This window comes from Haladaptatus sp. HS23, assembly GCF_056892285.1.
This window is the reverse complement of sequence record NZ_JBXGLH010000001.1, coordinates 1,098,745-1,122,530: the sequence shown is the minus strand read 5'-3', so window position 1 is coordinate 1,122,530 and position 23,786 is coordinate 1,098,745. Positions and strand designations below refer to the sequence as shown.

Genomic DNA, 23,786 nt, shown 5'->3' with positions numbered 1-23,786 from the left:
GGCATTGGATTGGGTTTTCGTTCGCCCGAATCCACCGAGGCGCATATATAAATGCGCCGGATTCGGGCGGCCACCTCATGGGGAGAACCACGAGGCGTCCTTCGCATTCACACAAAACCGGGAGATACACTTAAGGCCGTCGAATCGAAGGCTCATCGGCATAGATTACCTAGCATTAGTCAGCGATTCGTGGAGACGAAGTGGCAAGAGAATCGAACGGACTCGTTTGGGTCGTACATCATCGAGGAAAAGGGATCATGAGGTGGAACCGAGAGAAAATAGCGGATGTGAATGGTGGGAGAGACGTATCCTGATCGAACTCACAGCGACGTGCGAGCTGCAGCTCACGAGGGGAGGTTCGAAGTAGCAACCATGGAGCAAACTATTGCGCGAGCGGAGGCCAAACCGTCATCCCACGCGTCGTGCGTTCAGTCCGGTCGGATGTGCCTCGCGCAAGCGTACTGTTTCGTAGAGGCGTCGAAAAGCTTTTCTCTGTCGCGCGCACGCGAAGGACGGTAATAAAATCGCCTACTCGGATAAAACTGTCAGATTTCTGATACGCACAGCTCACTCGTCCAAGTGCTCGATACCCTGCTTGGAGACGTTTGCCTCCGTGATTTCGCCCGGCATCCAGTCAGGTTTGTCGTCCGGCGCTTCCTCGTGCCACGCCCACCCTTCGTAGATGTGTACTTTGTCTGTCCCCTTCTCTCGGAGACGAAGTTCGATTCTATCTGCGGCATCTTCGGAACTACCCGGGTCGAGTCGACGTGCCGCTTTCAGTGCGGCCTGTCGTGGTGTGTTACCCGAGAAGACGCTCGATTCATCTCCGTCCGATTGGCGCAGTGCAAAGTTTCGCTTACCATCGTCTCGTACCATGGTTTTCTCCTCCATGCCAATCCAGCACAGGGGCCACTATAAATATATCGCCGATATGAGCGGTTTTCGGCGATAGACATATATACCTGAGTTGCGCCGTATCGTGATTTTCCGATGGAGAATAGGCCGAGCAAGGTAAGTGGCCTCGGCTCATAGGGCATTTCTAAGGAAAGCGAAGCGGAACAGTACGGTAGAAAACACTTAAGTACATCCTACGGTGAAGGACTGCATAAGATACCGCGATGGTACGGAAAAAGAAGCTTAGCCCGAGTGGTGCGAAAGACGAAGACGGAGAATATCATAACGTCCACGTCAACCTACACGAAGACGAACTCGCCGTCGCCGGCATGGAGATCGGCGACGAAGTCTTCGTGCGAGTTCGGGAAGACAAGATCATCATCCAGAAAGCCGACAAAGACGAGGTCGAACACGAGTTCTAGTCGCTGCGACCGAACCGCAGTCAATTCTCATTAGAAGAACGATGAACGCATACGACGTCGTTAGACCGCTTTTATTTCAGTTACCCACCGAACGTGCCCACGGGACGGTCCATACGCTTTTGAGAACCGTACAAGGGACACCGATAGAAGGATTGCTCGGGGCGTACTATCGAGTCGACGATCCACGCTTAACGGTCGATGCGTTCGGGCAGTCGTTCCCGAACCCGGTCGGTGTCGCTGCCGGGTTCGACAAGAACGCGGAGATTCCACACGCGCTCGCCAGCCTCGGCTTCGGCCACGTCGAAATCGGAGGCGTGACCGCCGAAGCCCAACCGGGCAACCCGAAGCCCCGGATGTTCCGACTCCGCGAGGACGAGGCGATAATCAACCGGATGGGATTCAACAATCACGGCGCGGACAGAATCGGAGCACGCATGGCGACACAGTTGCTCCCCGATGTCCCCGTGGGTGCAAACATCGGGAAGTCGAAGACGACACCGCTGGAGACGGCGGAGGAGGACTACTTGTATAGTTACGAGCGCGTCTCAGCGCACGCGGACTACTTTGTCGTAAACGTCTCCAGTCCGAACACACCGGGTCTTCGCGAACTCCAAAACCGCGAGAACCTCGAACGTATTCTGACGACGCTTCAGGACGCGGGTGCGAGTCCGCTGCTCGTGAAGCTCTCGCCGGATCTACCCGACGGGGCAGTCACGGACGCATTAGACCTCGTGACGGAACTCGGGCTAAATGGCGTCATCGCGACGAACACGTCGACCGGGCGCCCGGACTCGCTTCGCAGTCAGCACCGAGACGAGGAGGGCGGACTGTCGGGGATGCCCATCAAAGGGCGTGCAACCGAGATGATTCGCTTCGCGGCCGAACGGGTGGACGTGCCGGTCGTCGGTGTCGGGGGAGTCTTCACGGCGGCGGACGCCTACGAAAAGATTCGCGCGGGTGCACACGTCGTCCAGTTGTACACCGGCCTCGTATACCGGGGGCCGTCTATCGCCCGCGACATCAACGAGGGACTGCTCTCCCTCCTCGACAGGGACGGATACGACGACATCGAGGAAGCCATCGGGGCCGACATCCAGTAATCCCGTACTCCCGCCGAGGACTGGAAGACACGAACACGTTACGGGAAGTAATCGGTCGCAGGTGGTCGGAATACGCCCATTGTCAAGGAGTGACAAACGGACAGCGTTCAGCATCCCTTCCGGAAGGGGGCACGTACTGAAGGGAGAACCGACTGTGGTCGTTGGCATGGCTGCGGTTCCAAGCACATGGTTTTCGAATTGGGCGGAGATTCACTCGTTCGAACTTGGACTCCTGTTGAGTACGTTGGTCGTTCTTCTTCGACGCAAGCATCGTCCCGTCTCGAACGCACTCCTCTGTGTGACGTTGACCATTTGGGTCATCCCGCCGAGCCACGCGCTGCGTGCGACGGTTGGACGGAAACCGTGGTACTACCTCTTGGCGGTAGCGATGACGGAGATAACGGCACACAGTCAGTACGGACACCTCGACTCGACGACGAACGACGAGCAAGAGGGGTACACACACGACGCGGACTGAATCAGTTCGATTCGTCATCGCGCCGCATTCTCACGAACGGATACTCGTCGCCGTTGGTCTCTTGAAGGAACGTCTCGACGCGCTCGAAACCGGCTTCCTCGTAGACCGAAATCGCCCGTTCGTTGAACGTCGCAACAGACAACGAGAACTCCTCCGGGCCGTACTCCTCGTGGGCGAACGCCAACCCCGCCTCGACGAACGAACGGCCGTGTCCGTCGCCGGTCAGGTCGGGACGCATACCGAGGCCGATTTCGAGCGTGCCGTCGTCCAGTTCGAAGGAGAAGAAGCCGACTCGTTCACCGTCCCCGTCGAAAACCGCGTAGTAGCCGTCCCAGTTGATTGGGTTCGTGAACAGCGCGAGGTCTTCGGGGTCGCTGTCCATGTCGTAGAAATCGTACGGCGGGTGGTACCGCCACGAGACGATAGCACCGACGTCGTCGACTGAAATCGGGGAGAACTCGTAGTGCATGCGAAAACGGTCGAGGAGAAAGGGTATAGGCGTTGTTCAACCGTGAAACACGCCCATCTCACGAGGACTTCGCTCGCGGGAACGATGGTCACGCTTGCGCCCGCGAACGCTTGTCGTTCGGGGTTATTCCAACGCGTCCAACCGGAACTCGAATCCCGTAACGGGAACTTCCAAGTCGTGTTCCACGAGCACTTCGGGATGAATCTCCCCGATGACGCCCACTGTCTCGTCGTCGATAACGACGGACGCCGTACGGCCGGTGATGAACGACGGGTGGTCCGTCGGTGGCGTTTCGAGGGAGACGTCGAAGTTCCGCACAACGGCTTGCAGACGCGCCTTCGCGTCCTCGTAGGAGGCGTCATGACGAGCGAGGACGCCGGCCACAGTTCGGTGTTCCGCGACGCCCGTGTTCTCGCTCTCGTCCACCTGTGCGGCCAGCCCGATTTCCGCGAGGTCCTGCGGGTAGGCACGGTGGGTGTTGTTTTCCAGCACCATCATGAGCGAGGGGAGCGCCCACGTTCGGAGCATGGTGTAATCCTCGCTGTAGGGGTTCTTGATGGTCGCCGGGGTGCCCCCACCGACCACGTCGGTACTGGGTTCGACGCGCATGCGCTCGAAGTTCTCCTCTTCGCTTATCATGTGGAAGTTGAGCAAGTCCTCGAAGCCGAGGCCGACGAGGACTTCGCGGGCCGCGTCTTCGAGTTGCGAGCGCTCGTGTCGACCGCCGACCGTTCCCACATCGGGATAATGGGGCGAGAGGTCGTTGAAGCCGTAGGCACGACCGATGTCGTCCACGATATCCACGGGATGAAGTACGTCCACGCGGTAGGGTGGTATCCCGACTTCATAGGTGACGGTTCCATCCTCGTTTTCCTCCGCTTCGCCGGACAACCCGGAGCGTGCGAGGAGTTCGAGGACTTCGTCGGGCGTGAACTCGATGCCGAGCAGCGTCTCGATTCGCTCGTGAGTGACGTCTTTCGTCGTCACGTCGAGGTTCGGCCGGACCAGCGTCCGGTCGTCATATTCGACATCGACTTCCTCGATGGTCCCGCCGCGGGCGTTGAGCGCGTAGCAGATGATGGTACACATCTTGTCGATGGTCCACTGGTCGGTACCGGTGAGTTCGATGAACAGGTCGCGCGAGTCCGTTTCGACCTCGGTCCGGCGGCCGTTGATGACCGGCGGGAACGAGAACAGGCCGATATCGTCGTAGATGGCCGGGTAGCGGTCGTACTCCGAGACGAGGTCGGCGTACTTCTCGCCGGTCGGGTGGGCGCGGAGGACTTCGTCGGGCGTCATCTCGGCGTCCGCGTCGAGCGGGACGAATCGGTCGCCGTCGGGTTCGACGCCGACGTACTGAATGGAATTGCCACCTTCCTCGGTGGCCGAACTCCCCTTCAGCATCGTCAAGTCGTGAATCCCGATGGCCCCTTTCGCGCGCTTCCGTCCCATCGTCGCGTGGAGTTTCTCCTGTAGTTGGATGAGCGAATCGAGGGCCTCCTCGTTCAGGTTCACGCCGCGGGCAATCGCACCCGTGACGTAGGGGCGCTCCTCGGGGACGCTCTCGTCCACTTCGATGATCCAGTCGGCGTCGTTCGCCTTCGGCACGTAGACGCCGCTGTCGTCGCCGTACTGGTAGCGAAGCGACCGAGCCACGCCTTCGATGGAGAGGCGGTCCAGACGGTCCGGAGCGAACTCCAACTGCATGTCGCCGTCCTCCGTCTCGCCTTCGAACTCCAATCCGAGGCCGAACATATCTTCCTCCAGTTCGTCGTCGCTCTTCTCGTCGTGGCCGGTCAGTCGGCGCAGTTCGTCGGGGTCGACATCGACAGTTGGCATCAGTGAATCACCTCCACGTCGCGGAGCAGTTCGAGGTCACACAGCGTCCCGTGGACGTCGCGGATGTCCTCGAAGCCGTACATCAGCATCAACAGGCGTTCGAGGGCGAGGCCCCACGCCATCACGTCACACTCGACGCCGAGCGGTTCGAGCACCTCGGGACGGAACATTCCGCTGTTCCCGATTTCGATGAGTTCGCCCGTCTCCGGGTGGTTGCCGAACAACTCGAAACTCGGCTCCGTGTACGGGTTGTAGTGCGGTTTGAACTGAATGTCCGTAATCCCGAACTGGGCGTAGAACTCCTCGAAGGTGCCCATCAGGTCGCGGACCGAGAGGTCCTCGGCCATCACCCAGCCCTCGATTTGGAAGAACTCCAGCAGGTGCGTCGGGTCGAGGGTGTCGTTGCGGTACACCTTCTCGACGCTGAAGAAGCGCTGTGGCGGTTCCAGTTCGCCCTGCGCGTAGCCCGAGAGATACCGCATCGACAGCGACGTGGTGTGTCCGCGGAGCGCGATTGCCCGCGCGAAGTCCTCGTCCCACGGCGAGTGGTATCCCTCGCCGTGTTCGCCGACGCCGTCGAGGTGCGCGCTGTGAACGCGCTCCACGAGGTCCTCCGGCAGGTCCCCGATTTCGGTCGGGTTCGACAACGCGAACCGATCCCAATGGGTCCGCGCCGGGTGGTCTTGGGGCATGAACAGACAGTCGTTTATCCAAAAGTCCGCGTCGGCGTGCGGACCGTCCATCTCCTCGAAACCCATCCCGACGAGCACGTCCTTCACCCGATTCGCCGTCTGGCGAAGGATGTGAACCTTTCCGCCGTCGATTCGTTCGGCGTCAGCGTCCACGTTGTACTCGGCGAACTCCACGTCGCGCCACTCGCCGGTCGTGAGCATCTCCGGCGTCAACTGTCCGACCGTCTCGGCCACCTCGATGCCCTCCATCATCGCCGTCACGCCGTCGTCGGTGAGCGTCACCGACCGAACCGTCGATTCCGCGCGCTTGACGAGACCGCGACTCTCCAATTGGTCGAGGACCTCGGGGTCGTCGACCGGTTCTCCGGCAGTGAGCGAGGCGAGCGCGTTCGCCTCCGCGTCCTCGTCGGGGTCGGCGTCCGTGTTGGCCGTAATCTCCCCGCTGTCGATGGTCCCGTAGCCCTTCCGGGCGTAGTTCGAGAGGGCGATGTTCACCTTCGGCCCCCCGAGACCGGACGCACCGATGGCCTGTCCCATCTGAACGGGGTCGTCGGCCGCCCCGGCCTCGATGGCCGCCTCGTACAGCGCGACTTCGGGAAGGCCGTCCTCGGCGTACTCCTCGCCTTCCTCGGTCAGCGAGACGGACTCCTCGGTTCGTTCGTCCACGGACAGCAACCCCGCGTCTTCGAGTTCGAAGACCGCCCCCGTCGCCGTCTCGGGTTTCAGGCCGGTCTTCCCGGCGAGGTCCGCTATCGTTTGTTCCTCCGTTGCGCTCGCGGCGTCCAGCACCGCGACCTGTGATTCTGGTAGTTTCATGTACACTGGGTAGTCGTTGGTCGTATCTCCCGTTGCGCCCGTTTAGCCCTTCTGAAGACAGTCGGGCCACCGCGTCCGGTTTCGTCCCCTCGCCGCGAGAGGAGTCCACCGGCCGCTCAGGCCGCGACAAAAAAGCCGAATCCCGTCGGTGGTCGTGGTTCGACTGCGACACAGCCATAGTGGGATTCGGATGGCATGGGTAGGTGGTCGCACAGAATCGACAAAAGCGTTGCGAACGAACCGACGAGCGACTCGGGCGGGTCGGTACATGACCCGGATGACGAGTGTGCGATTCGGAGGAGTTTATTCCGCACCCGTCCATGAAAGCGGCATGATGGACTGGGAACGGTTCTACGATAGGGCGAACTACGACCGCTGTGCCTACATCGGCGGCGAGCGGATGGCCGACCTCGTGGAACGGTTTTTCGACCGCGAGGGCACGCCAAACGAGTTCGCGTCGGTCGGATGTGGACCCGCAGTCGTCCCGTTTCTCCTCGCCGAGCGCCACCCCGAAATCGAAGTGTTCGGCTTCGACATCTCCGGGACGGTGGTTCGGGACAACGCAGAGAAAGCGGCCGAGGAGGGACTCGACAATCTCCACTTCGCCGTCGATTCGCTCCCCGAACTCGACACCGACCGGCGGTTCGACGTGGTGTACTGCGTCGCCACGCTGTACTTCGTCGAGGAGCCACGACGGGCAATCCGGAGCTTGTACGAACACGTTCGGGAGGGCGGGTACCTCGTTCTGAACTACCCGAACGAGACGAGTCGAGAGACGTTCGACACGGAGTTCGAGGGCAGAAAGCGCGAATCGTTCGAACTCGTGTTGAGTGGCGCGAACGTCATCACCGAGGAAGCCGTTCGGGAGGCGACGGGCGGGGACACCCAAAGCTACTGGGAACTGGTCGACGCCGAGGACGAGGCGTTCGCGGACGCCGCCACCCCGTGCGTCGTCGTCCGAAAGTAGGCGCGAAAACGGGCCATGACGTGTCATTTCGGGGTGAGAGAGGTTTCTTAGCCATCGGTCGCTAATCGTTCACTATGCCAGCAACCGCGACCGGAGAGGGGGGAGTATCGGCGGTACGGTGGCTACGCGGGCTTTGGGAGTACTACCGTGAATACACCCAGACGGCGGTTCACGCCGCTTCAGCAGCGGCGCTCACCGCGTTCGGATTGCTCATCTTCGTCAATCGATTCTTCGTGTTGTTGGCGATTGCCGCGTACGTCTTCCCACCCATTCTCCTCTACAGCCTCGACTCGGAAATCGGAAAGACGACGCGGACACAATCCGACACCGAACCCGACCGACCGAGGTCCCAAACGAAAACAAACGCCGGGACGGGGACGAGGACTGAATCGAGGCGAGATACCGGGGCGAGGCGACATCCGGACTCCGAGAAAAATCGCGGAGACACCGACTCCGACAGCGACGATGGTGATACCGATACGGATGGCGATGACGGGGATACGGATTCCGACAGCGACGATGGAGACACCGATTCCGACAGTGACGGCGGAGATTCGGACTCGGACAGCGACGATGGAGATACCGATTCTGACGGATGAAGTCCCGTTCGGCTGAGGAGGAACGACGGCGAGCGTTGAATCGGGGGTGTTCGCCCCTTCACCCGTCCACGTTCGAGGAGCGGGAGGGCGAGTCGTGCTGATGGGCCATCAACAGGAGACCGATTCCGATGAGGATGAGAAGGATTCCGGGAATCAGAAAGAGTATGTTCGGGCCGCACTGGTTCTGGACGTCGCCAGCAGCGGTGCACATCTGATGTCGAAATCCGTACCAGATAGAAAGTCCACCACCGACGACACCGAACGCGCCGAGTCCGAGCAGCAAGCGGAGGCGATTCATCTCCCTTCGATGTAGAAAGGCGTTCACAAAGCGTTTTTCGAAGTGCGAACCGTTCGGGATTATCGCCGCGAGGACTCCAACTCGATGTCGAGTCCGTCCAGCAGTTCTTCTGCCTCCTCGCGCTTCTCTTGGTGGTCTTCCAAGAACTCGTACATCAACTGCGCGGCCTGTTCCTTGCAGTCGCCACAGAGGCGTTCGCCGCCGACACATTCGTCGTACACCTGCTTCGTGAACTCGTCGTCGTCCCCCGCGAGCAGGTAGGCATACAGTTCGTACACCGGACATTCGTCGGCCTTGCCGCCCAACTCGCGCTGTTTTTCGGCGGTTTCACGCCCGCCGGTCGTCGCCGACTTCACCTTGTCGTAGCCGTCCTCGGGGGCGTCCATCAGGCTGATATGGCTCGCCGGAACCGACGAGGACATCTTGCCGCCCGTCAGGCCGGTCATGAACCGGTGGTAGATGGACGAAGGCATGATGAAACCGTAGCCGTCGTTTTCCATCTCCACCTCGCGGGCGAGCGCCTTGGCGTCCTCCCGCGAGTAGTCGAACACGTCGATGTGCTCGTCGAAGACCCGCTTTTCTCCGTTGATGGCGTCGATGAGCGACCCATATGCGTCCTCCGTCGCGTTGCGGTCGAGGAATCGAACGCGCGGTCGAAGGGGCTCCATACCGGCGTTTTCGAGCTTCGAAATCGTCGTCTCGACGGCCGGAACGTCGGTGTCGCCGTTCTCCGCCAACCACGCCGCCGCGTCCTCACACCGGGGCATGTCCGGGTCGTCCGTGTACTCCTTGCGCGCTTCGTACGCCGCCGCGATGTGCGATAGTTCCTCCTCGTCGGCCTCGAAACTCGCGTAGGCCTTCGTCACGCCGAAGTAGCGCATCCGAACCGCCAAGTCACGGGCCAACCTGACGTGCGGGTCCTGGTCGGGGCCGACGGGGATGACGGTCGGTTTCGGTTCGGAGAGTTGTGGATAGAGGATGTCGGCCATCTGCGTGACGACGCTCTGGACGTGCGAGACGTTGGTTTCGCCGTCGAAGCCGTAGATGGACTGGAACTCCGAGAAGTTCGCCTTCGACCCGAGTTCGAACGCCAAATCCTGGAGTTCGCGGTTCTCGGCCTGGCGATAGAGGGTACCCTCCTCGGGGTCGAACCCGAGGGCGATGAGCGAGAGGAGGTAATCCCGCGCGTGTTCGTCGATTTCCTCCCAGGACAGGCCGCGGGCGCTGTGGGCTTCGAGGTCAGCGATGAGGCCGTAGGTGTCCCCGCCCTGCTGTTGGTGCCAAATGAGTTCGTCGAACACCAGTTTGTGCCCGATGTGCGGGTCGCCGGTCGGCATGAAACCCGACAGCGCGGCAAAGGGTTCGTCGTTTCGCATGGCCTCCGCGACGCGGCGGTAGCCGCGGTCGCCGAAGATGACGCTGCGGCGCATCAGGTAGTGCGGGTTCGGAACGCCGGGAAGCACGTCGTCGAACTCCTCGATGCCGAACTCCTCGAACAGTTTGCGGTAGTCCGACACCGTCGCCGAACCCCACGGGTCGAGGACCACGTCGTCCTCCCCCGTCGCGGTGCCACCGTCGGGGACGGGGTTCGTACCCGTCTCGGATGAATCGTCTCGTGTCATGGTGTAAGTCGTGTCACCGACAGCCAAGTGTCTATTCGTTCGTTTTCCGCGATGAGCGCAAATATCATTTGTTTTCGCACCCCGTGAGCCAGTCGAACGTCCAGCGCGAGGTCGCGCGGAACGAACTCGTGGCCGTCGCGAAGCACCCGAACGAGGAACTCCGAATGGCCGAGATTGTCGACGGACTCCACGTCGGCGTAAGTTCGAAAGTCCGCTCCGAACTTGAATCCGGTCTTCGGAACGACTCCCTGTTCTCGAAGGGTTCGATACACCAGCAACCGCCGGTCGAACCGCTCTCCTTCGACCTCCTCTCCGCGCTCTACGATTTTATCGTAGCCACCGTCGACCGACAGGTTCCCGTCCGCGACGAGATACGCGGCCTCCACGAGCGACAACTGCAGGATGCCGGTCGCATCGCGGCCACCCATCTGCTGACCGTAAAACGCCTTCCCGTGGAGTTCGTCCGGGGGATTCCACAACAACACGCGGTCGGCGATGAGCGACCCGGACAGGTCGGTCGGAACCGCGTGGTCCGTCGTCCCCGTGACCGCGACGTGGTCGGTTTCAAAGTAAGTTATCTCGCTCTCCTCGTCCACGATTGCGAGGACGACATCGCCCAGTTCCGAGACGGGAACAGTCTCGCGTTCACTGGCGACACGAATCCGATACAGGACCTCGTCGTCCCACGGTCCGCCTCCCCTGGGGTAGACGGCGAAATCCGAACCCTCTCGCGCGTTCGATACCCATCCCTCCCGGTCGGGGGAGAGGTAAAATCCTCGTTCTCGCAGGTCGGCGTAGACGAGAAAGCGCGCTGCGAATCCGTTTCCCGTCGAATCCTGTAGAAATTCCTGAAATCCGTTGCCGTCTACCGAATCGAGGTCGCCCCGAAGCAACAGGTGAGCGGCCTCGACGCGTGAAAGCGCTACCTCGTTGCCACTGAGCGGGCGACCGTATCCACGCGAATCGTAGTACCGTTGGCGGGCGTCGCCGCCGACGTGTACTTCGTCGTCGCGTAGGGTTCCATCCATACCCCTTCTGTAGCGTGGGGCATCAAAGGCACTGCGACTTTTGCACGGGAGAAATCATCACTCGACCGGCGACGTCCCCCGAAACTCCGCACAGTTCGTGTTCAAACACCGACGACCGGACCGCGTCCGAAACACCGGAAGGCCACAACCACACGAGTCCACTATCGTCCCGTTCGGAACACCGAACCCGGTGTCGCAGTCGGGATAACGGTCGCATCCGGCGATGATGCCGCCGCGGCGTAAAATCCGCATGTCGGCCTCGCATTCGGGACAGTCCCATTCGCGGTCGAATCGTTCCCGAACCGCGCCTAAAACGGTGCCACAGTCGCGGTCGATGCAGAGTTCGAACGTCGCTCCCTGTTCGACGTGCATGGTCGGCAGACCGCAGTCGCACGTGTCGTCGCCGACGCTGGCGTGGCGCGGAATCGGGTACGCCCGACGACAGCGAAGGCAGGAAACCGTCCCCTTCGCTCGCGTCAGCGTGCCGTCGCAGTGCGGACAAGCCCCGACCGGAATCCCGGCGACGGACCCCGGATAGCGGGAAATTCCGTGGCAGGTGTGACAATCGACGCGAACGCGGCGGTCGGCGGTCGCTGCCACGAGGGTAAACGTATCCCCGTCGAGCGACGCGTGGGCGGTTTCGGCGCGGGTGAGCCATTCCACCGGCTGGTAGCCGTCCACGTCGTGGACGAGCAAGGTGTCGTCGGGTTTGAGCAGGGTGACCATCTCGCCGCGCCGCCGTTCTTCCGTGTCGCCGTCCGTCGTAATCGTACAGTCGCCGGCGAACACGCGAATCGTGTCGGTCATGGCCCGGTTTGGGCGCGAGTTCGGATTTAAATCTTCGGGCGAAGGGTTTTGGGGGAATCGGATGTACAGAGGAAGATAGAAATGCAGGAACCCAACGCTGTGTTGTTCGACATGGACGGCGTCATCGTGAACTCCGAGGACTTCTGGGTGGAACTCGAAGAGGAGACCATCTTCCCGGAGGTAGGCGTCGACGACGTCGAGGACGACGAGATAACGGGGATGAACTACCGCGAAATCTACGACTATCTGGACGAGGAGTACGGAACGGACGTGACCAAGGAGGAGTTCGTCGCCCTCTACAACGGAATCGCAGAGGACCTGTACGGCGAACACGTCTCGCTGATGGACGGGTTTCACGACCTGCTCGACGGCCTGCGTGAGGACGGCGTGGACGTCGCCCTCGTCTCGTCGTCGCCGCACGATTGGATAGAAATCGTCACCGAGCGCTTCGATTTGGAGTTCGAGGAGGTCGTCAGCGCGGACGACATCGACGCGCCGGGCAAGCCGGAACCCGCCATCTACGAATACGCGGCCGGACTGCTCGACTACCGAGCGGACGAGTGTGCGACGGTCGAAGATTCGGAAAACGGTGTAGAATCAGCGGTTCGGGCCGGAACGTACTGCGTCGGCTACCCGAACAGCGCGAAGGAACTCGACCTCTCGATGGCGGACGTGGTGGTCTCCTCGCCCGCCGAGTTACGGGAGGAACTGCTCACTCGACCCGCACGGACCGAGCGTCGGTAACCGGGAGAAGGGAAAGGTCGGGGAACACCACGCGGACGGTGAACTCCATCTCGTCGTCGGTGCCGCCGAAGACGCCGACGGGGACGGTGGTTTCACCGTCGAGGTAGGTCGATTTCGTCGTCATCTCGACGCCGTTGACAGTCACGTCGATGGCGGCCTGCTCGCCGTGTCCGTGATTTCGCACGGTGACTTCGCGCATGTCGTTTTCACCGCGGCCGATTCGGGTGGGGAACGACCCCCACTCGACTTCCACGTCGGGGAGTTTCTGGGCGCTCGCTTCGACCTGTTCTGCGACGCCGTCGGTGAGGCCCGCACCGACGAGTCCGTCGACGCCCGCTTCGCACACGTCGGCGGGCGTTTCGAGACCTTCCGTCGCCAGTTTGCTCGCCCGGCCAGCACCGACACCGTCGATTGCGGTGAGACCGACGGCGCTCTTCCCCACGCCGTTCTCCACGCGGGCCTCGATTCTGGTGACGAGGTTCGCGGCGAACGGCCTGTCGAGTCGTTTGAGGAACGCCCGGAGCGCCGCGAAAAGCCTGACCGCGTTCTGCTGGATGACCCACGCGTCGCTTCTGAGGTCGCCCGGCGTCGACCCCGTCATGCTGGACCGCAGGATGGCGAGGACCTTTCGCCCGCCCGCTTCGAGGTCCCCCGAATCCTGTCCGACGAGGACGGAGTTGATGGCGTCGCGTTCCGACTGACGCGAACTCACGCTATCGAACTCGGCCGCGCCGGCGACCGTCTCGAGGATTTTCGACGCGTCTATCACCTCGGTTTCCGCGAGACGCCGGAACCGTTCCGCGGTGTCGAGGTTGAGGTAGAACTTTGAGGCGAGCACGGCGAGCGCCGTGCCCTCGATTTTGAGGTCGTCGCCCTGCTCGACGAATCCACGCGAGACGAGGCGTTGGAGGGTGTTCCGGACGCGCTCGCGGTGGTTCTCGAAATCATACTCGTCGGGTTTGCTCTGGGCGCGGACGTAGTAGAACGTCGTCCTGAGCCACGACATCACGTCGTCCAAGTCCGAGATGGTCCCCATGGCGATTTCGGCGTTGAGGTGCGAATCCAAATCCTCCGCCAGTCGGGATTCGATTTCCTTGCCGTCGCGCAACAGTTTCCGGTACTTGTCCGCGTCGTTGAAGTCACAGACGACCCACCCGTAGCCCACGTCGTCGTAGCCGGGACGGCCCGCCCGTCCGAGCATCTGAAGCACGTCGAGCGGACTCATGTCCACCTCGCCTTCGAGCGGGTCGTGCAGTTTGGTGTCGCGCAAAACGACGCAGCGGGCGGGGAGGTTGACGCCCCACGCGAGCGTGGAGGTCGAAAAGAGGAGCTGAATCTTTCCCTGTTTGAACCACTCCTCGACCCTGTCGCGGTCGTTTTTCGACAGTCCGGCGTGGTGGAACGCCACCCCGTCGAGGACGGAGTTCCGGAGGGTTTCGTTGCGCAGTTCCTGCGTTTCGGTGTGGAAATCGTAGTCGCCGCGAGCGCCGATTGGAATGTCCCGTTCACCGATTTCGTCGCGGGCCTTCTTCGCGGCCTGCACGGTGTCCTGCCGCGAGGCGACGAAGACGAGCGCCTGTCCGTCCTCGCGGATGTGCGGTTCCGCGAGGTCGAGGGCGCGGTACAACCTGCGATATTTGTCCGCGAAGGAGTTGTCCCCGTGGGAGTACGTCTTCACGTCCGCGTGCAAATCGACGGGACGGTAGTCGTCCCCGAACTCGAAGGTGGTCTCCGGCGGCGCGTCGAGCCAATCGGCCACGTCGCTCACGTTCGGCATCGTCGCCGAGAGCGCGACGACGCGGGGGTCACAGAGGCGGCGGAGGCGCGAGATGGTCACTTCGAGGACGGCCCCGCGCTTTTCGGAATCGAGGAGGTGGACCTCGTCGATGACACAGCAGTCGATGTCCGTGATGAACGAGTAGCGGGCCGAATCGTGTTTTCTGGTCGCCGAGTCGGTCTTTTCGGGCGTCATCACGAGGATGTCGGCGCGCTCGGCGCGCCGCGGGTTCAAATCGCGTTCACCCGTAACGACGTACACCGAATAGCCGAGGTCCTCGAACCGCTCCCAGTCGCTTTCCTTCTCGTTCGTCAGCGCCCGAAGCGGGGCGATGAACAGCGCGGTTCCGTCGTCGCGAAGCGCCTTGCAGATGGCGAGTTCCGCGAGCGCCGTCTTCCCGCTCGCCGTCGGCGCGCTGGCGACGACGTTCTCGTCACTGTCGAGCAGCGCGGGAAGCATCTCGCGTTGCATTCGGTTGAACTCCTCGAAGGCGAACGCCTCCGCGAACCCTGGAACCGCCTCGGAGACCTGCATCGTTTCGTAGGCAGAGTGGAAAGCAAAAAGGCGTTTCTGTACCGTCCCGTCGGTAGATACGAAAGCGCTCCGACGAAAACGGGACGAGGACACGGCGGGAGTCACCGAAACCTCGTTTCCGAAGATGTTGACTCGAAATCGGGTCGCGGGTGCTGAAACTGTCACGAATTCGCCGGTACAGTTCCCAAACGATAAAGCGTCGCAAAAACTACCGACAACCATGTTAGAGCTCGAAGACGTGCTGGCGGCCCGGGACCGGGTGGCAGAAACGTCCCGGCACACACCGCTCGATTACTCTCATACGTTTACTCGGATGACGGGGGCGGAGGTGCACATGAAACTGGAGACGTTCCAGCGCACTGGGTCGTTCAAGATTCGCGGCGCGACCAACCGCATCATGACGCTTTCGGAGGCCGAAAAGGAGGCGGGCGTCGTCACGGCCAGCGCGGGGAACCATGCACAGGGCGTTGCGCTCGCGGCGACGCGAAGCGGGGTCGATTCGAAGATCGTCATGCCGAAACACGCCCCGATTTCGAAGGTCCGCGCGACGGAGAACTACGGTGCGGAGGCGGTGTTGTACGGCGAGGATTACGACGAGGCTGCGGGACACGCCCACGAAATCGAGGAGACGGAGGGACGGACCTACGTCCACGCCTTCGACGACGAGACGGTGATGGCCGGACAGGGAACCATCGGGCTGGAAATCATGGACGACCTTCCCGAGGTGGAAACCGTCGTCGTCCCCATCGGTGGCGGCGGCCTCATCAGCGGCATCGCGACCGCGATCAAGGGGAAAAATCCGGACGCACGGGTCATCGGCGTACAAGCGGAAGGCGCATCCAGCGTCGCCGACTCGCTCCGGAAAGGGTCGGTCCAGACCCTCGACAGCGTGGATACCATCGCGGACGGCATCGCCACTCGCTGTGTGGGTCAGCGGACCTTCGACGTGATAGACGCGCGCGTAGACGAAGTCGTCACCGTCTCCGACTCCGAAATCGCGGTGGCGCTCGCCTACCTGCTCGAACGGGGGAAGACGCTCGTGGAGGGCGCTGGCGCGGTACCGCTCGCCGCACTTCTCGAAGGGAAGTTCGACTACGCGGACGACGAAGTCGTCGTCCCGGTCCTCAGCGGCGGCAACATCGACATGAACCTCCTCACGACGGTCATCGTGCGCGGGTTGGTCGAAACCGGCCGCTACGTGAAACTCAAAACCGTCCTCAAGGACCGTCCGGGGTCGCTCCGAAAGCTCCTCGACGTCATCGCCGACGCGCAGGCGAACATCTATGCGATCCAGCACGACCGCACCTCGCGTGACATCGGAATGAACGCGACGGAGGTCGAACTCGACCTCGAAACCCGCGGACCGGCACACGTGGAGGCGCTTCTCGACTCGCTCCGCGACAACGGATTCGACGTGGAAGTTCTCGTGTAACCTGCAATTCGTTTGATTTTTCGTCGTCTATTGACGTAGGTTTAAGTTCTGGGAACCGAAGTCACCTGCATGAAGCGAACTATCAGCACGAAGGATGCACCGGAGGCTGTCGGTGCGTACAGTCAGGCGACCACCAACGGCGACATTCTGTTTACCGCCGGACAGATACCGATGACGCCCGACGGCGACCTCCTCGACGACGAGGACATCGCGGTCCAGACCCGCCAGAGTTTGGAGAACGTCAAGGGCATCCTCGAAGAGGAAGGCCTGACCATGCAGGACGTACTGAAGGTGACGGTGTTCATGGAGGACATCCGTGATTTCGACGAGATGAACGAATCGTACAAGGAGTACTTCCAAGACAACCCACCGGCCCGCAGCGCCATCGAGGTCGCCAACCTGCCGAAGGGCGTCGGCGTCGAAATCGAGGCCATCGCCAGCACCGAGTAATCGTGAACCCCCGCGTCAAGGCGAGCCTCCTGTGGGGCGTCATCGGCGTCCTCTCGTTTCTCGTCCTCCTGCAAGGCTACGAACTGGTGGCCGACTACCGCTACTCGCTGGGGGTGAAGGCAGGGGCGACGCTCGTCGTGGCGATCGGCGCGCCGATTCTCAGCTACGTCGCCGACGGGGTACTCGATTAGAAAAGAAGGGTTTAAAACCGACACGGGGTAACGAAGTGGTAGGCCGGGATGGCCGAATGGCAAAGCGCACGCCTGGAAAGCGTGTTCCCGTATGGGATTCTGGGTTCAAATCCCAGTCCCGGCGTATTTCTCCGCGAACAAGACCGTGAGCGCCGCGGAGCGTGTGCTCACGACATCGTGAGCGGAAAATCGCCGAGGGATGTGAGCAGACGAGTCGCGTGTCCGGGAACGAGTACGAGGCGCTTCGCGCCTCGATGCGAACGGCGAAGCCGTGAGCGAAACGAGCGAGCAGGAACGTCTCGGCGAGTTCAATCCCAGTCTCGGCGTTTTCAGAGCGCCATCAGGAGTTCAGTCCACCGACGCCCACTCCCATTCCTCGTCCGGTTCCGTCGGCGAATCGTGTAGATGACAGGCCGCCGGGTGTCCGGCACCGGTCGCCTGCTCCTCGGGAGACTCCCGTTCGCAAACCGTCGAGAATTTCTCGGACAAGCGTTCGTCCGCAGCGTCCACGTCCCCGGAAGTGACCGCAGAAAGTGCGGCCGACAACACCGCTTCGGCCTCCGAATCGGACAGTTCGTCAGGGATATCGTACTCCTTGCGGAGGGCGAAGCGGAGTCGTTCGTCGGAGACGGCCGCCTCCGTTTCCGCTTCATCTCGTGCAACTACCAGCCCTCGGAGCGAATCGAGGTCGACCTCGCCGCCCGAAACCGCATCCCTGAGGTCCATCACGGACCGCCACTCGTCCTGTTCGAAGTCGTACCCCTCGGGAGGGACGACCGCCGGGCAGCGGGGATGGAACCGACACCCGGACGGCGGCGAGGCGGCGTCGGGAACGTCCCCGCGGAGGGGTACCCGGTCGGTCGCCGCGTCCGGGTCCGGGGTCGGAATCGCCGAGACGAGCGCCTGCGTGTAGGGGTGTTGGGGATTGCGGAACAGGTCCTCCGTCGGGCCGCGCTCGACGATTTCGCCGAGGTACATCACCGCCACGCGGTCACAGATTTCCCGGACGACGCCCATGTCGTGGCTGATGAGGAGCAACGAGAGGTCGAACGTCGACTGCAGGTCGGAGAGCAGGGCGAGGATTTCGGCCTGCACGGACACGTCTAACGCCGAGACGGGTTCGTCCAAGACGAGCAAGTCGGGGTTCAGAATCAACGCCCGTGCCAACGCCGCACGCTGTTTCTGTCCCCCTGAGAGTTCGTGCGGATACCGGTCGAACTCCTCCGTCGAGAGACCGACGCGGGAGAGCAAATCCTCGGTTATCGCCCGGCGTTGGTCGGCGTCGGTCATGCCGTGAATCGAGAGCGGTTCCGCGACCGATTTGCCGACTTTCATCCGAGGGTCGAACGTCGTCGTCGGGTCCTGAAACACCATCTGTGCGCGGCGACGGAACGACTTGGTTTGGGCGCGGTCGAACGCGCCGATGTCCTCACCGTCGAACGCGACCGTCCCGGCGGTCGGGTCTTCGAGCGACAACAGCGTCGTCGCGGCCGTCGATTTGCCGCTTCCGGATTCGCCGATGAGGCCGACCGTCTCGCCGGGGAAAACGTCGAAGTCGATGCCGTCCACCGCGTGGATTGTGCCCGTTTCCTTCCGAGTGATACCCTCCGTGACGGGATACAGCTTTTTCAGCCCACGTACGGAGAGCAACGCCTCGGTCGACGCCGCCGTTCCCGCGGGGTCGTCTTCCTTCATCGACCATCCTCCCCTGCCAGTGCGGGTTCGTCGCCGAGAACCACCGAGGAGTCACGGCCCTCGCGGTAGAAGACACACGAAACCTGCTGGGAGTTCGTCACGCCGTAGAACGGCGGTTGTCCACGTTCCGTACACTCGTCGGTCGCGTGTGGACACCGCGGATGGAAGCGACACCCGGACGGGGGTGAAACGGGGTCGGCTATCGACCCGCCGATGGGTCGTAACGCTCCACCGCGGCCGGGGAGACAATCGAGAAGCGCCTGCGTGTACGGATGAGCGGGTTGGTCGAAGACGTCGTGGACGGTCCCCCGTTCCATGACCTTCCCGGCGTACAGAACGACCACACGGTCCGCGATTTGGGCGACGACGCCGAGGTCGTGCGTGACGAACAGAATCGCCATGTCGCGTTCGACCTGCAAGTCCGCGAGCAGCTCTAAAATTTGGGCTTCGATGGTCACGTCGAGCGCCGTCGTCGGTTCGTCCGCGATGAGCAGGTCCGGTTCGCCCGCCAACGCCATGGCGATGACGACGCGCTGGCGCATCCCGCCCGAGAACTCGTGTGGGTAGTCGTCCGCCCGAACCTCGGCCCTCGGAATGCCGACCCGGTTGAGGAGTTCGACCGCACGTCGACGGGCCGTGTCCTTGCTCACGTCCTGATGGTAGCGAATCGACTCGGCGACCTGTCGGCCCACGCTGTACACCGGGTCGAGCGCGTTCTGCGGGTTTTGAAAGACGTAGGCGATTCGGTTGCCCCGAATCTCGCGGAGTTCACTCGACGAACAGTCCCGGATGTCGTCGCCGTCGAAGACGATTCGACCGTCCGTGATATCGCCCGGCGGCGTCGGAATCAGTCGGGTTATCGACTCGCAGGCGACGGTCTTTCCGGACCCGCTTTCGCCGACGAGGCAGACGGTCTCCCCGCGATTCACGTCGAACGAAACGCCATCGACCGCTCTGACGGTGCCGCGGGGGGTTTCGAACGTCGTCCGAAGCCCCATAACGGAAAGGAGGGGGTCGCTCATAGTCCCTCCCGCGTTCGCGGGTCGAGAATCTCGCGGAGCGCGTCGCCCAAAAAGCTGAACGAGGCGACGGTGAGGACGAGAAACACCACCGGAATCACCTCCGCCCACCAGAGGAACGTCGGGTGGAAATCGTTGTGGAAGGCGGCGTAGACGAGGTAGCCCCACGAGTTCTGCCCGTCGCCGTGGAGTTTGAAGTAGCCGAGCATCGCTTCGATGAGGAGCAGCGTCGGAATCTGGAGCGTTACGGAGACGAGGACGGTACTCGAAACGTTCGGGAGGAGGTGGTCGCGGATGAGTCTTCGGTGGCCGCTTCCCGCACCTCTCGCGGCGCGGATGAACCCGAGTTCGGACTTCTGGAGCGCCTCGCTTCGAACGAGTCTGGCGGTGCTCCCCCAACTCAACAGTCCGAAAACGACGATCATGAGCAGGATGCTCCCACCGTACAGCGCCTGCAGGAGGAGGAAGACGAACAGCGGCGGAACCGCCTGCTGAATGTCCACGTAGCGCATCAGGACCTCGTCGATAGTCCCGCCGAAGTAGGCCGCGACGGTCCCGACCGCGGTTGCCAGGGGGGCGATGAGCGTCGCACTGATGAGCGTGACTTGGAGTGCGATGCGCATTCCTTGAAGGATTTCGACCAGCATGTCCTCCCCGCTTCCGGTGGTGCCGAGCGGATGAATCAGGCTTCCGTGACACACCTTATCCGCGAGAGTACCGACACAGCGAGTGATGCCGATGCCGTAGAACGGGACGGTAAACCCGAACGGTGGCTGATACGGCGTGATTCCGTACCTGGACCCGTCCGCGGCCACGATGGCGTCACGAAGCGGGGACAGAAACATCGGCGCGATGAGTCCGGCGAGGAAGAAGAAAACGAGATAGCAGAGACTGGCGATGGCCACCGGGTTCGTTTTGAGGTGATTCCACCGACGACGAGTGAGGTCCCGGTTTCGAACGAGGGGGAGGATGACGAAAAAGAAGAAGACGGCGAGCGAAAGCATAAATAGCCAATCCAGCGCGGTCACGTTCCACTCCCAGAGGACCGGGTCGGTATCGGGGAGGAAGAACAGGTCGTAGGAGAATCCGATAGCTAACGCGAGAGCGACGAGCGAAAACGCCGCCGTTCGTCGAGCAATCCCCCGCGAACTGCTCGTATACTCGTTCCACTCTATCGTGTCGAACGTGTCGTTTCGTGTGGCCATGGGCGGTCGAATCCTGTCGTCGGGCCTCGTACTGCAGAGTGACGCTAATTCTGCAGACGAGACAATTGAATGACAGACTAACGCTAGCAATGCAATAGGGGTATAAAAAACGTCGCTCTCGTTTCCTGGGGTGTTCCGGACCGGCCTCGTACCGAATACGTCGCGTAGTTTGTAGCACAGGAAACACTTATTCGAACAGGACGGAATGTGCGTACTACTACCATGGACGTGGTGAGACGGACGACCCGCGAGACGGGACCGATAGCGCCGGACAGGAACGAACTATCGTGGTCGCGGGAGGAACCGTAACGTGCGCCGATACATCGTCAAACGAGCACTCTGGACGGTTTTCGCAGCGTACCTCCTCCTCTCGTCCGTCTTTTTGGTCTACGCGTACGCACCTGACCCCAATCAGAAGACGGCAGGACTCATGGCGGGGTTGGGCGGCGGGTCGGTCGAGAAGGCGGAACACGCCTACGGTGCCGCGAGAAACTACGACGAACCGATACTCGACCGCTACGTGAAGTGGATAGTCGCGTACACGACGTTCGACTGGGGTGAGAGTATCAACGGGGCACCCGTCACGGACCTGTTGGCCGATACGGTCCCGCTCACGCTCACCTATCTGCTCCCCGCCATCGTGTTGTCCACCGTTATCGGGACGTTCATCGGCCTGTACTCGGCGGTCCACCAGCACGGCTACGTGGACCGTCTCGTCACCGCCGTCACGTATCCTGGGTTGGGAATGCCCGGGTTCTGGCTGGCGAGTTGGTCGTCCCTCATCGTCCTCGAACGGGTGAGCATTCAGGCGTCGTACTTCGACACGCGGTACGGACTGTGGACGCCCCAAAACCTCCCGTTCATGCTGCTCCCGATATTCGTCGTGACGGTCAACCTCCTCACGGTACAGATTCGGTATGCGCGGTCCACGTCGCTCGAATACGTGCCCGCCGAGTTCGTGAAGACGCTGCGGGCCAACGGTGCAACGGCGTGGGACGTCACACGACACGTACTACGGAACGCGGCGTTGCCGCTCGTCTCACTCTTTTTCACTGAAACGCTCACCATGCTGTTCATCACGGTTCTCGTCGTCGAGATGGTGTTCGGCATCCCCGGATTCGGCTCGCTCGCGTTCGAAGCCATCAAAAGCCGCGATGCGGGGCTCATCCTCGCGACGACGATGATACCCATCCTCATTGGATTAGCGGGGAACTTCCTGCAGGACGTGGCGTACGTACTCGTGGACCCCCGCGTCAACTACGAGTAAATCGTGTCGAAACGGCGGTCGCCCGCACTCGAACCGACCCTACCTGCCCGGACATTCATCTTTGCGGGGGTCGAAGGGGGAACGAATGCGCTCGCTCCTCCCCGTCGCCCTCGTCCTCCTGACGGTGCTGTTTTTCGGGTCGTACTTGGCCGGCTATCACGTTCCCGGCGAGCGAACGCTCGATTCGGCACAGGGCGCACGAGTGGTCGACGTTCCACAGGACCGACCGGGACGACTCACCGACCCGCACGAGACGCGGTTCCGCCGGTGGGTCGAATTCTACATCCACGTCGCGGTGAACAGGGAACGGACACAGCGAGGATTGGCCCCGCTCGAATTCGATGCGGCACTGCGTGCCATCGCACGGGACCACAGCGTCGATATGGGGCGCAAGGATTACTTCGCACACGTTTCACCGTCCGGTATCGACCCCGGCGACCGCTATCGGCGGGCGAACTATCACTGCCTTCGAGGGGCCGGGGAGAACATCGCGTATACCTACTTCGACCGACGGGTACGGACCGACAGCGGGGACGTCGTTCGGTACCGAGCCGCGAAGGAGCTCGCTCGGGGGGTCGTCTCGCAGTGGATGCACTCGCCCGACCACCGGGAGAACATCCTCGCGAAACGATGGCAGCGCGAGGGACTTGGCATCTATTACACCGAGAACGGGCGAATATACGCGACGGAGGACTTCTGCTGAGGCCGGTCCAAAAAATTAAATAGTTCGAGAGTCGTCTCAAAGACGAACAGTCGCCGTGTGCGAAACGACATAATGACTGAACGAGCCGATAGAGTGAAGGAAGCCCAACTGTCGAGAGACGTCATATTCCAGATTCTAAGCAATCAGCGACGACGGTACGCGCTCCACTACTTGCGACGAAACGAGGGGCCGGCCGAGATAGGGGACCTCGCGACCCAAATCGCGGCGTGGGAAAACGACGTCATCGTCGACGACGTGACCTCACAACAGCGCAAACGGGTGTACAACACGCTCCAGCAAGCCCACCTCCCGAAACTCGACGAGACCGGATTCATCGACTACGAACCCGCACGTGGTGAGGTAACACTGACTGACAGGGCGGAACCGCTGAACACGTATCTCGAAATCATTCCGGACAACAACCTCCCGTGGTCGGAGTACTATTTCGTGTTAGGCTGTATCAGCCTCACGCTGCTGACGGGGGCGTGGTTCAACGCGGGACCGCTCGGTCTCGTTCCGGACATCGGGTGGGCGGTCGGACTCGCCGCGCTGGTGACCGTGTCCGGCGGCGCTCACATGTACTATTATCGGAACCTCCGGCTCGGACATACGGAAGTGCCCGAAGAGAAGTAAACGGGGAATTAGAGAGGGGAGAGTCGAAGCGAGACCGTAGCGGACGCGCCGAGCGAGATGGAGACGGGTCGGAACCACGGCGTATCGGAGTATATAAATAAAGGT

24 protein-coding genes and 1 tRNA gene are annotated in these 23,786 nt (G+C 61.9%); 13 read left to right on the top strand and 12 right to left on the bottom strand.

Annotated elements, in window-relative coordinates; genetic code table 11:
• Positions 1-567: 567 nt before the first annotated feature.
• Positions 568-876, bottom strand: a complete 309-nt coding sequence (locus AC1XDK_RS06090; protein WP_231186312.1) for a non-histone chromosomal MC1 family protein — start codon at positions 874-876, stop codon at positions 568-570.
• Between the two features lie 242 nt (positions 877-1,118).
• On the opposite strand from AC1XDK_RS06090, the gene AC1XDK_RS06085 reads away from it, so the two are divergent.
• From AC1XDK_RS06085 to AC1XDK_RS06075, 3 genes are all read left to right on the top strand, one after another.
• The gene (locus tag AC1XDK_RS06085) at positions 1,119-1,316 is read left to right on the top strand and encodes a hypothetical protein (protein ID WP_007982308.1); all 198 of its coding nucleotides are present in this window, start codon (positions 1,119-1,121) and stop codon (positions 1,314-1,316) included.
• 41 nt (positions 1,317-1,357) lie between these two features.
• Positions 1,358-2,416: a quinone-dependent dihydroorotate dehydrogenase gene (locus AC1XDK_RS06080; protein WP_483348895.1), complete on the top strand. Its 1,059-nt coding sequence runs from the start codon at positions 1,358-1,360 to the stop codon at positions 2,414-2,416.
• 166 nt (positions 2,417-2,582) lie between these two features.
• Positions 2,583-2,894, top strand: a complete 312-nt coding sequence (locus AC1XDK_RS06075) for a hypothetical protein (protein WP_483348894.1) — start codon at positions 2,583-2,585, stop codon at positions 2,892-2,894.
• A gap of 1 nt (position 2,895) precedes the next feature.
• Here AC1XDK_RS06075 and AC1XDK_RS06070 read toward each other — a convergent pair whose 3' ends face one another.
• The 3 genes from AC1XDK_RS06070 to pheS all read right to left on the bottom strand — a co-directional run bounded on the left by AC1XDK_RS06070 (position 2,896) and on the right by pheS (position 6,710).
• Positions 2,896-3,363 (bottom strand): GNAT family N-acetyltransferase, encoded by a 468-nt coding sequence (locus tag AC1XDK_RS06070; protein ID WP_483348893.1) that lies wholly within the window; start codon positions 3,361-3,363, stop codon positions 2,896-2,898.
• A gap of 123 nt (positions 3,364-3,486) precedes the next feature.
• Positions 3,487-5,202: a phenylalanine--tRNA ligase subunit beta gene (pheT, locus tag AC1XDK_RS06065; protein WP_483348892.1), complete on the bottom strand. Its 1,716-nt coding sequence runs from the start codon at positions 5,200-5,202 to the stop codon at positions 3,487-3,489.
• Positions 5,202-6,710, bottom strand: a complete 1,509-nt coding sequence (gene pheS, locus AC1XDK_RS06060; protein WP_483348890.1) for a phenylalanine--tRNA ligase subunit alpha — start codon at positions 6,708-6,710, stop codon at positions 5,202-5,204. Before pheS ends, pheT begins: the two co-directional genes overlap by 1 nt.
• Before the next feature lie 331 nt (positions 6,711-7,041).
• On the opposite strand from pheS, the gene AC1XDK_RS06055 reads away from it, so the two are divergent.
• Both AC1XDK_RS06055 and AC1XDK_RS06050 read left to right on the top strand, forming a co-directional pair.
• Positions 7,042-7,677, top strand: coding sequence for a class I SAM-dependent methyltransferase (locus tag AC1XDK_RS06055; protein WP_483348889.1), 636 nt, complete (start codon positions 7,042-7,044; stop codon positions 7,675-7,677).
• Between the two features lie 74 nt (positions 7,678-7,751).
• On the top strand, positions 7,752-8,276 hold the full coding sequence (locus tag AC1XDK_RS06050) for a hypothetical protein (RefSeq protein ID WP_483348888.1): 525 nt from the start codon (positions 7,752-7,754) through the stop codon (positions 8,274-8,276).
• A gap of 58 nt (positions 8,277-8,334) precedes the next feature.
• Here the strand turns inward: AC1XDK_RS06050 and AC1XDK_RS06045 are convergent, their stop codons facing one another.
• From AC1XDK_RS06045 to AC1XDK_RS06030, 4 genes are read right to left on the bottom strand one after another with little or no spacing between them, the layout of a single operon-like run.
• Entirely contained in the window at positions 8,335-8,574 is a 240-nt protein-coding gene (locus tag AC1XDK_RS06045; RefSeq protein WP_483348887.1) for a hypothetical protein, read from the bottom strand.
• Between the two features lie 59 nt (positions 8,575-8,633).
• Positions 8,634-10,196, bottom strand: a complete 1,563-nt coding sequence (locus tag AC1XDK_RS06040) for a tryptophan--tRNA ligase (protein ID WP_483348886.1) — start codon at positions 10,194-10,196, stop codon at positions 8,634-8,636.
• Positions 10,193-11,224 (bottom strand): tRNA-intron lyase, encoded by a 1,032-nt coding sequence (endA, locus tag AC1XDK_RS06035; protein WP_483348884.1) that lies wholly within the window; start codon positions 11,222-11,224, stop codon positions 10,193-10,195. Before endA ends, AC1XDK_RS06040 begins: the two co-directional genes overlap by 4 nt.
• A gap of 57 nt (positions 11,225-11,281) precedes the next feature.
• Positions 11,282-12,031, bottom strand: coding sequence for a PDDEXK family nuclease (locus AC1XDK_RS06030; protein WP_483348883.1), 750 nt, complete (start codon positions 12,029-12,031; stop codon positions 11,282-11,284).
• A gap of 81 nt (positions 12,032-12,112) precedes the next feature.
• On the opposite strand from AC1XDK_RS06030, the gene AC1XDK_RS06025 reads away from it, so the two are divergent.
• A complete protein-coding gene (locus AC1XDK_RS06025) occupies positions 12,113-12,775 on the top strand; it encodes an HAD family hydrolase (RefSeq protein ID WP_483348882.1) in 663 nt (220 codons plus the stop codon).
• On the opposite strand, the gene AC1XDK_RS06020 is transcribed toward AC1XDK_RS06025, so the two are convergent.
• Positions 12,744-15,086 carry a DEAD/DEAH box helicase gene (locus tag AC1XDK_RS06020; protein ID WP_483348881.1) on the bottom strand — a complete coding sequence of 781 codons (2,343 nt, stop codon included), beginning with the start codon at positions 15,084-15,086 and terminating at the stop codon, positions 12,744-12,746. The two genes, AC1XDK_RS06025 and AC1XDK_RS06020, sit on opposite strands and share 32 nt — an antisense overlap.
• Positions 15,087-15,306: 220 nt before the next feature.
• Between AC1XDK_RS06020 and ilvA the strand changes: the two genes are divergently transcribed.
• From ilvA to AC1XDK_RS06000, 4 genes are all read left to right on the top strand, one after another.
• Complete coding sequence (gene ilvA, locus AC1XDK_RS06015) at positions 15,307-16,518, top strand: threonine ammonia-lyase (RefSeq protein WP_483348880.1); 1,212 nt, start codon at positions 15,307-15,309, stop codon at positions 16,516-16,518.
• Between the two features lie 69 nt (positions 16,519-16,587).
• Complete coding sequence (locus tag AC1XDK_RS06010; protein ID WP_483348879.1) at positions 16,588-16,968, top strand: Rid family detoxifying hydrolase; 381 nt, start codon at positions 16,588-16,590, stop codon at positions 16,966-16,968.
• 2 nt (positions 16,969-16,970) lie between these two features.
• The gene (locus AC1XDK_RS06005) at positions 16,971-17,159 is read left to right on the top strand and encodes a DUF7981 family protein (RefSeq protein WP_483348878.1); all 189 of its coding nucleotides are present in this window, start codon (positions 16,971-16,973) and stop codon (positions 17,157-17,159) included.
• A gap of 42 nt (positions 17,160-17,201) precedes the next feature.
• Positions 17,202-17,283, top strand: a tRNA-Ser gene (locus tag AC1XDK_RS06000).
• A gap of 224 nt (positions 17,284-17,507) precedes the next feature.
• On the opposite strand, the gene AC1XDK_RS05995 is transcribed toward AC1XDK_RS06000, so the two are convergent.
• The 3 genes from AC1XDK_RS05995 to AC1XDK_RS05985 are packed head-to-tail and all read right to left on the bottom strand — an operon-like array spanning position 17,508 to position 21,078.
• Positions 17,508-18,854: an ABC transporter ATP-binding protein gene (locus tag AC1XDK_RS05995; protein ID WP_483348877.1), complete on the bottom strand. Its 1,347-nt coding sequence runs from the start codon at positions 18,852-18,854 to the stop codon at positions 17,508-17,510.
• A complete protein-coding gene (locus AC1XDK_RS05990) occupies positions 18,851-19,876 on the bottom strand; it encodes an ABC transporter ATP-binding protein (protein ID WP_483348876.1) in 1,026 nt (341 codons plus the stop codon). The genes AC1XDK_RS05995 and AC1XDK_RS05990 overlap by 4 nt, the downstream gene beginning before the upstream one ends.
• Positions 19,873-21,078, bottom strand: a complete 1,206-nt coding sequence (locus tag AC1XDK_RS05985) for an ABC transporter permease (RefSeq protein WP_483348875.1) — start codon at positions 21,076-21,078, stop codon at positions 19,873-19,875. Before AC1XDK_RS05985 ends, AC1XDK_RS05990 begins: the two co-directional genes overlap by 4 nt.
• Before the next feature lie 310 nt (positions 21,079-21,388).
• On the opposite strand from AC1XDK_RS05985, the gene AC1XDK_RS05980 reads away from it, so the two are divergent.
• The 3 genes from AC1XDK_RS05980 (at position 21,389) to AC1XDK_RS05970 (ending at position 23,681) form a co-directional block, all read left to right on the top strand.
• A complete protein-coding gene (locus AC1XDK_RS05980) occupies positions 21,389-22,345 on the top strand; it encodes an ABC transporter permease (protein ID WP_483348874.1) in 957 nt (318 codons plus the stop codon).
• 85 nt (positions 22,346-22,430) lie between these two features.
• Entirely contained in the window at positions 22,431-23,048 is a 618-nt protein-coding gene (locus tag AC1XDK_RS05975; protein ID WP_483348873.1) for a CAP domain-containing protein, read from the top strand.
• Positions 23,049-23,120: 72 nt separating this feature from the next.
• Positions 23,121-23,681 carry a DUF7344 domain-containing protein gene (locus AC1XDK_RS05970; protein WP_483348872.1) on the top strand — a complete coding sequence of 187 codons (561 nt, stop codon included), beginning with the start codon at positions 23,121-23,123 and terminating at the stop codon, positions 23,679-23,681.
• The last annotated feature ends 105 nt before the right edge of the window (positions 23,682-23,786 follow it).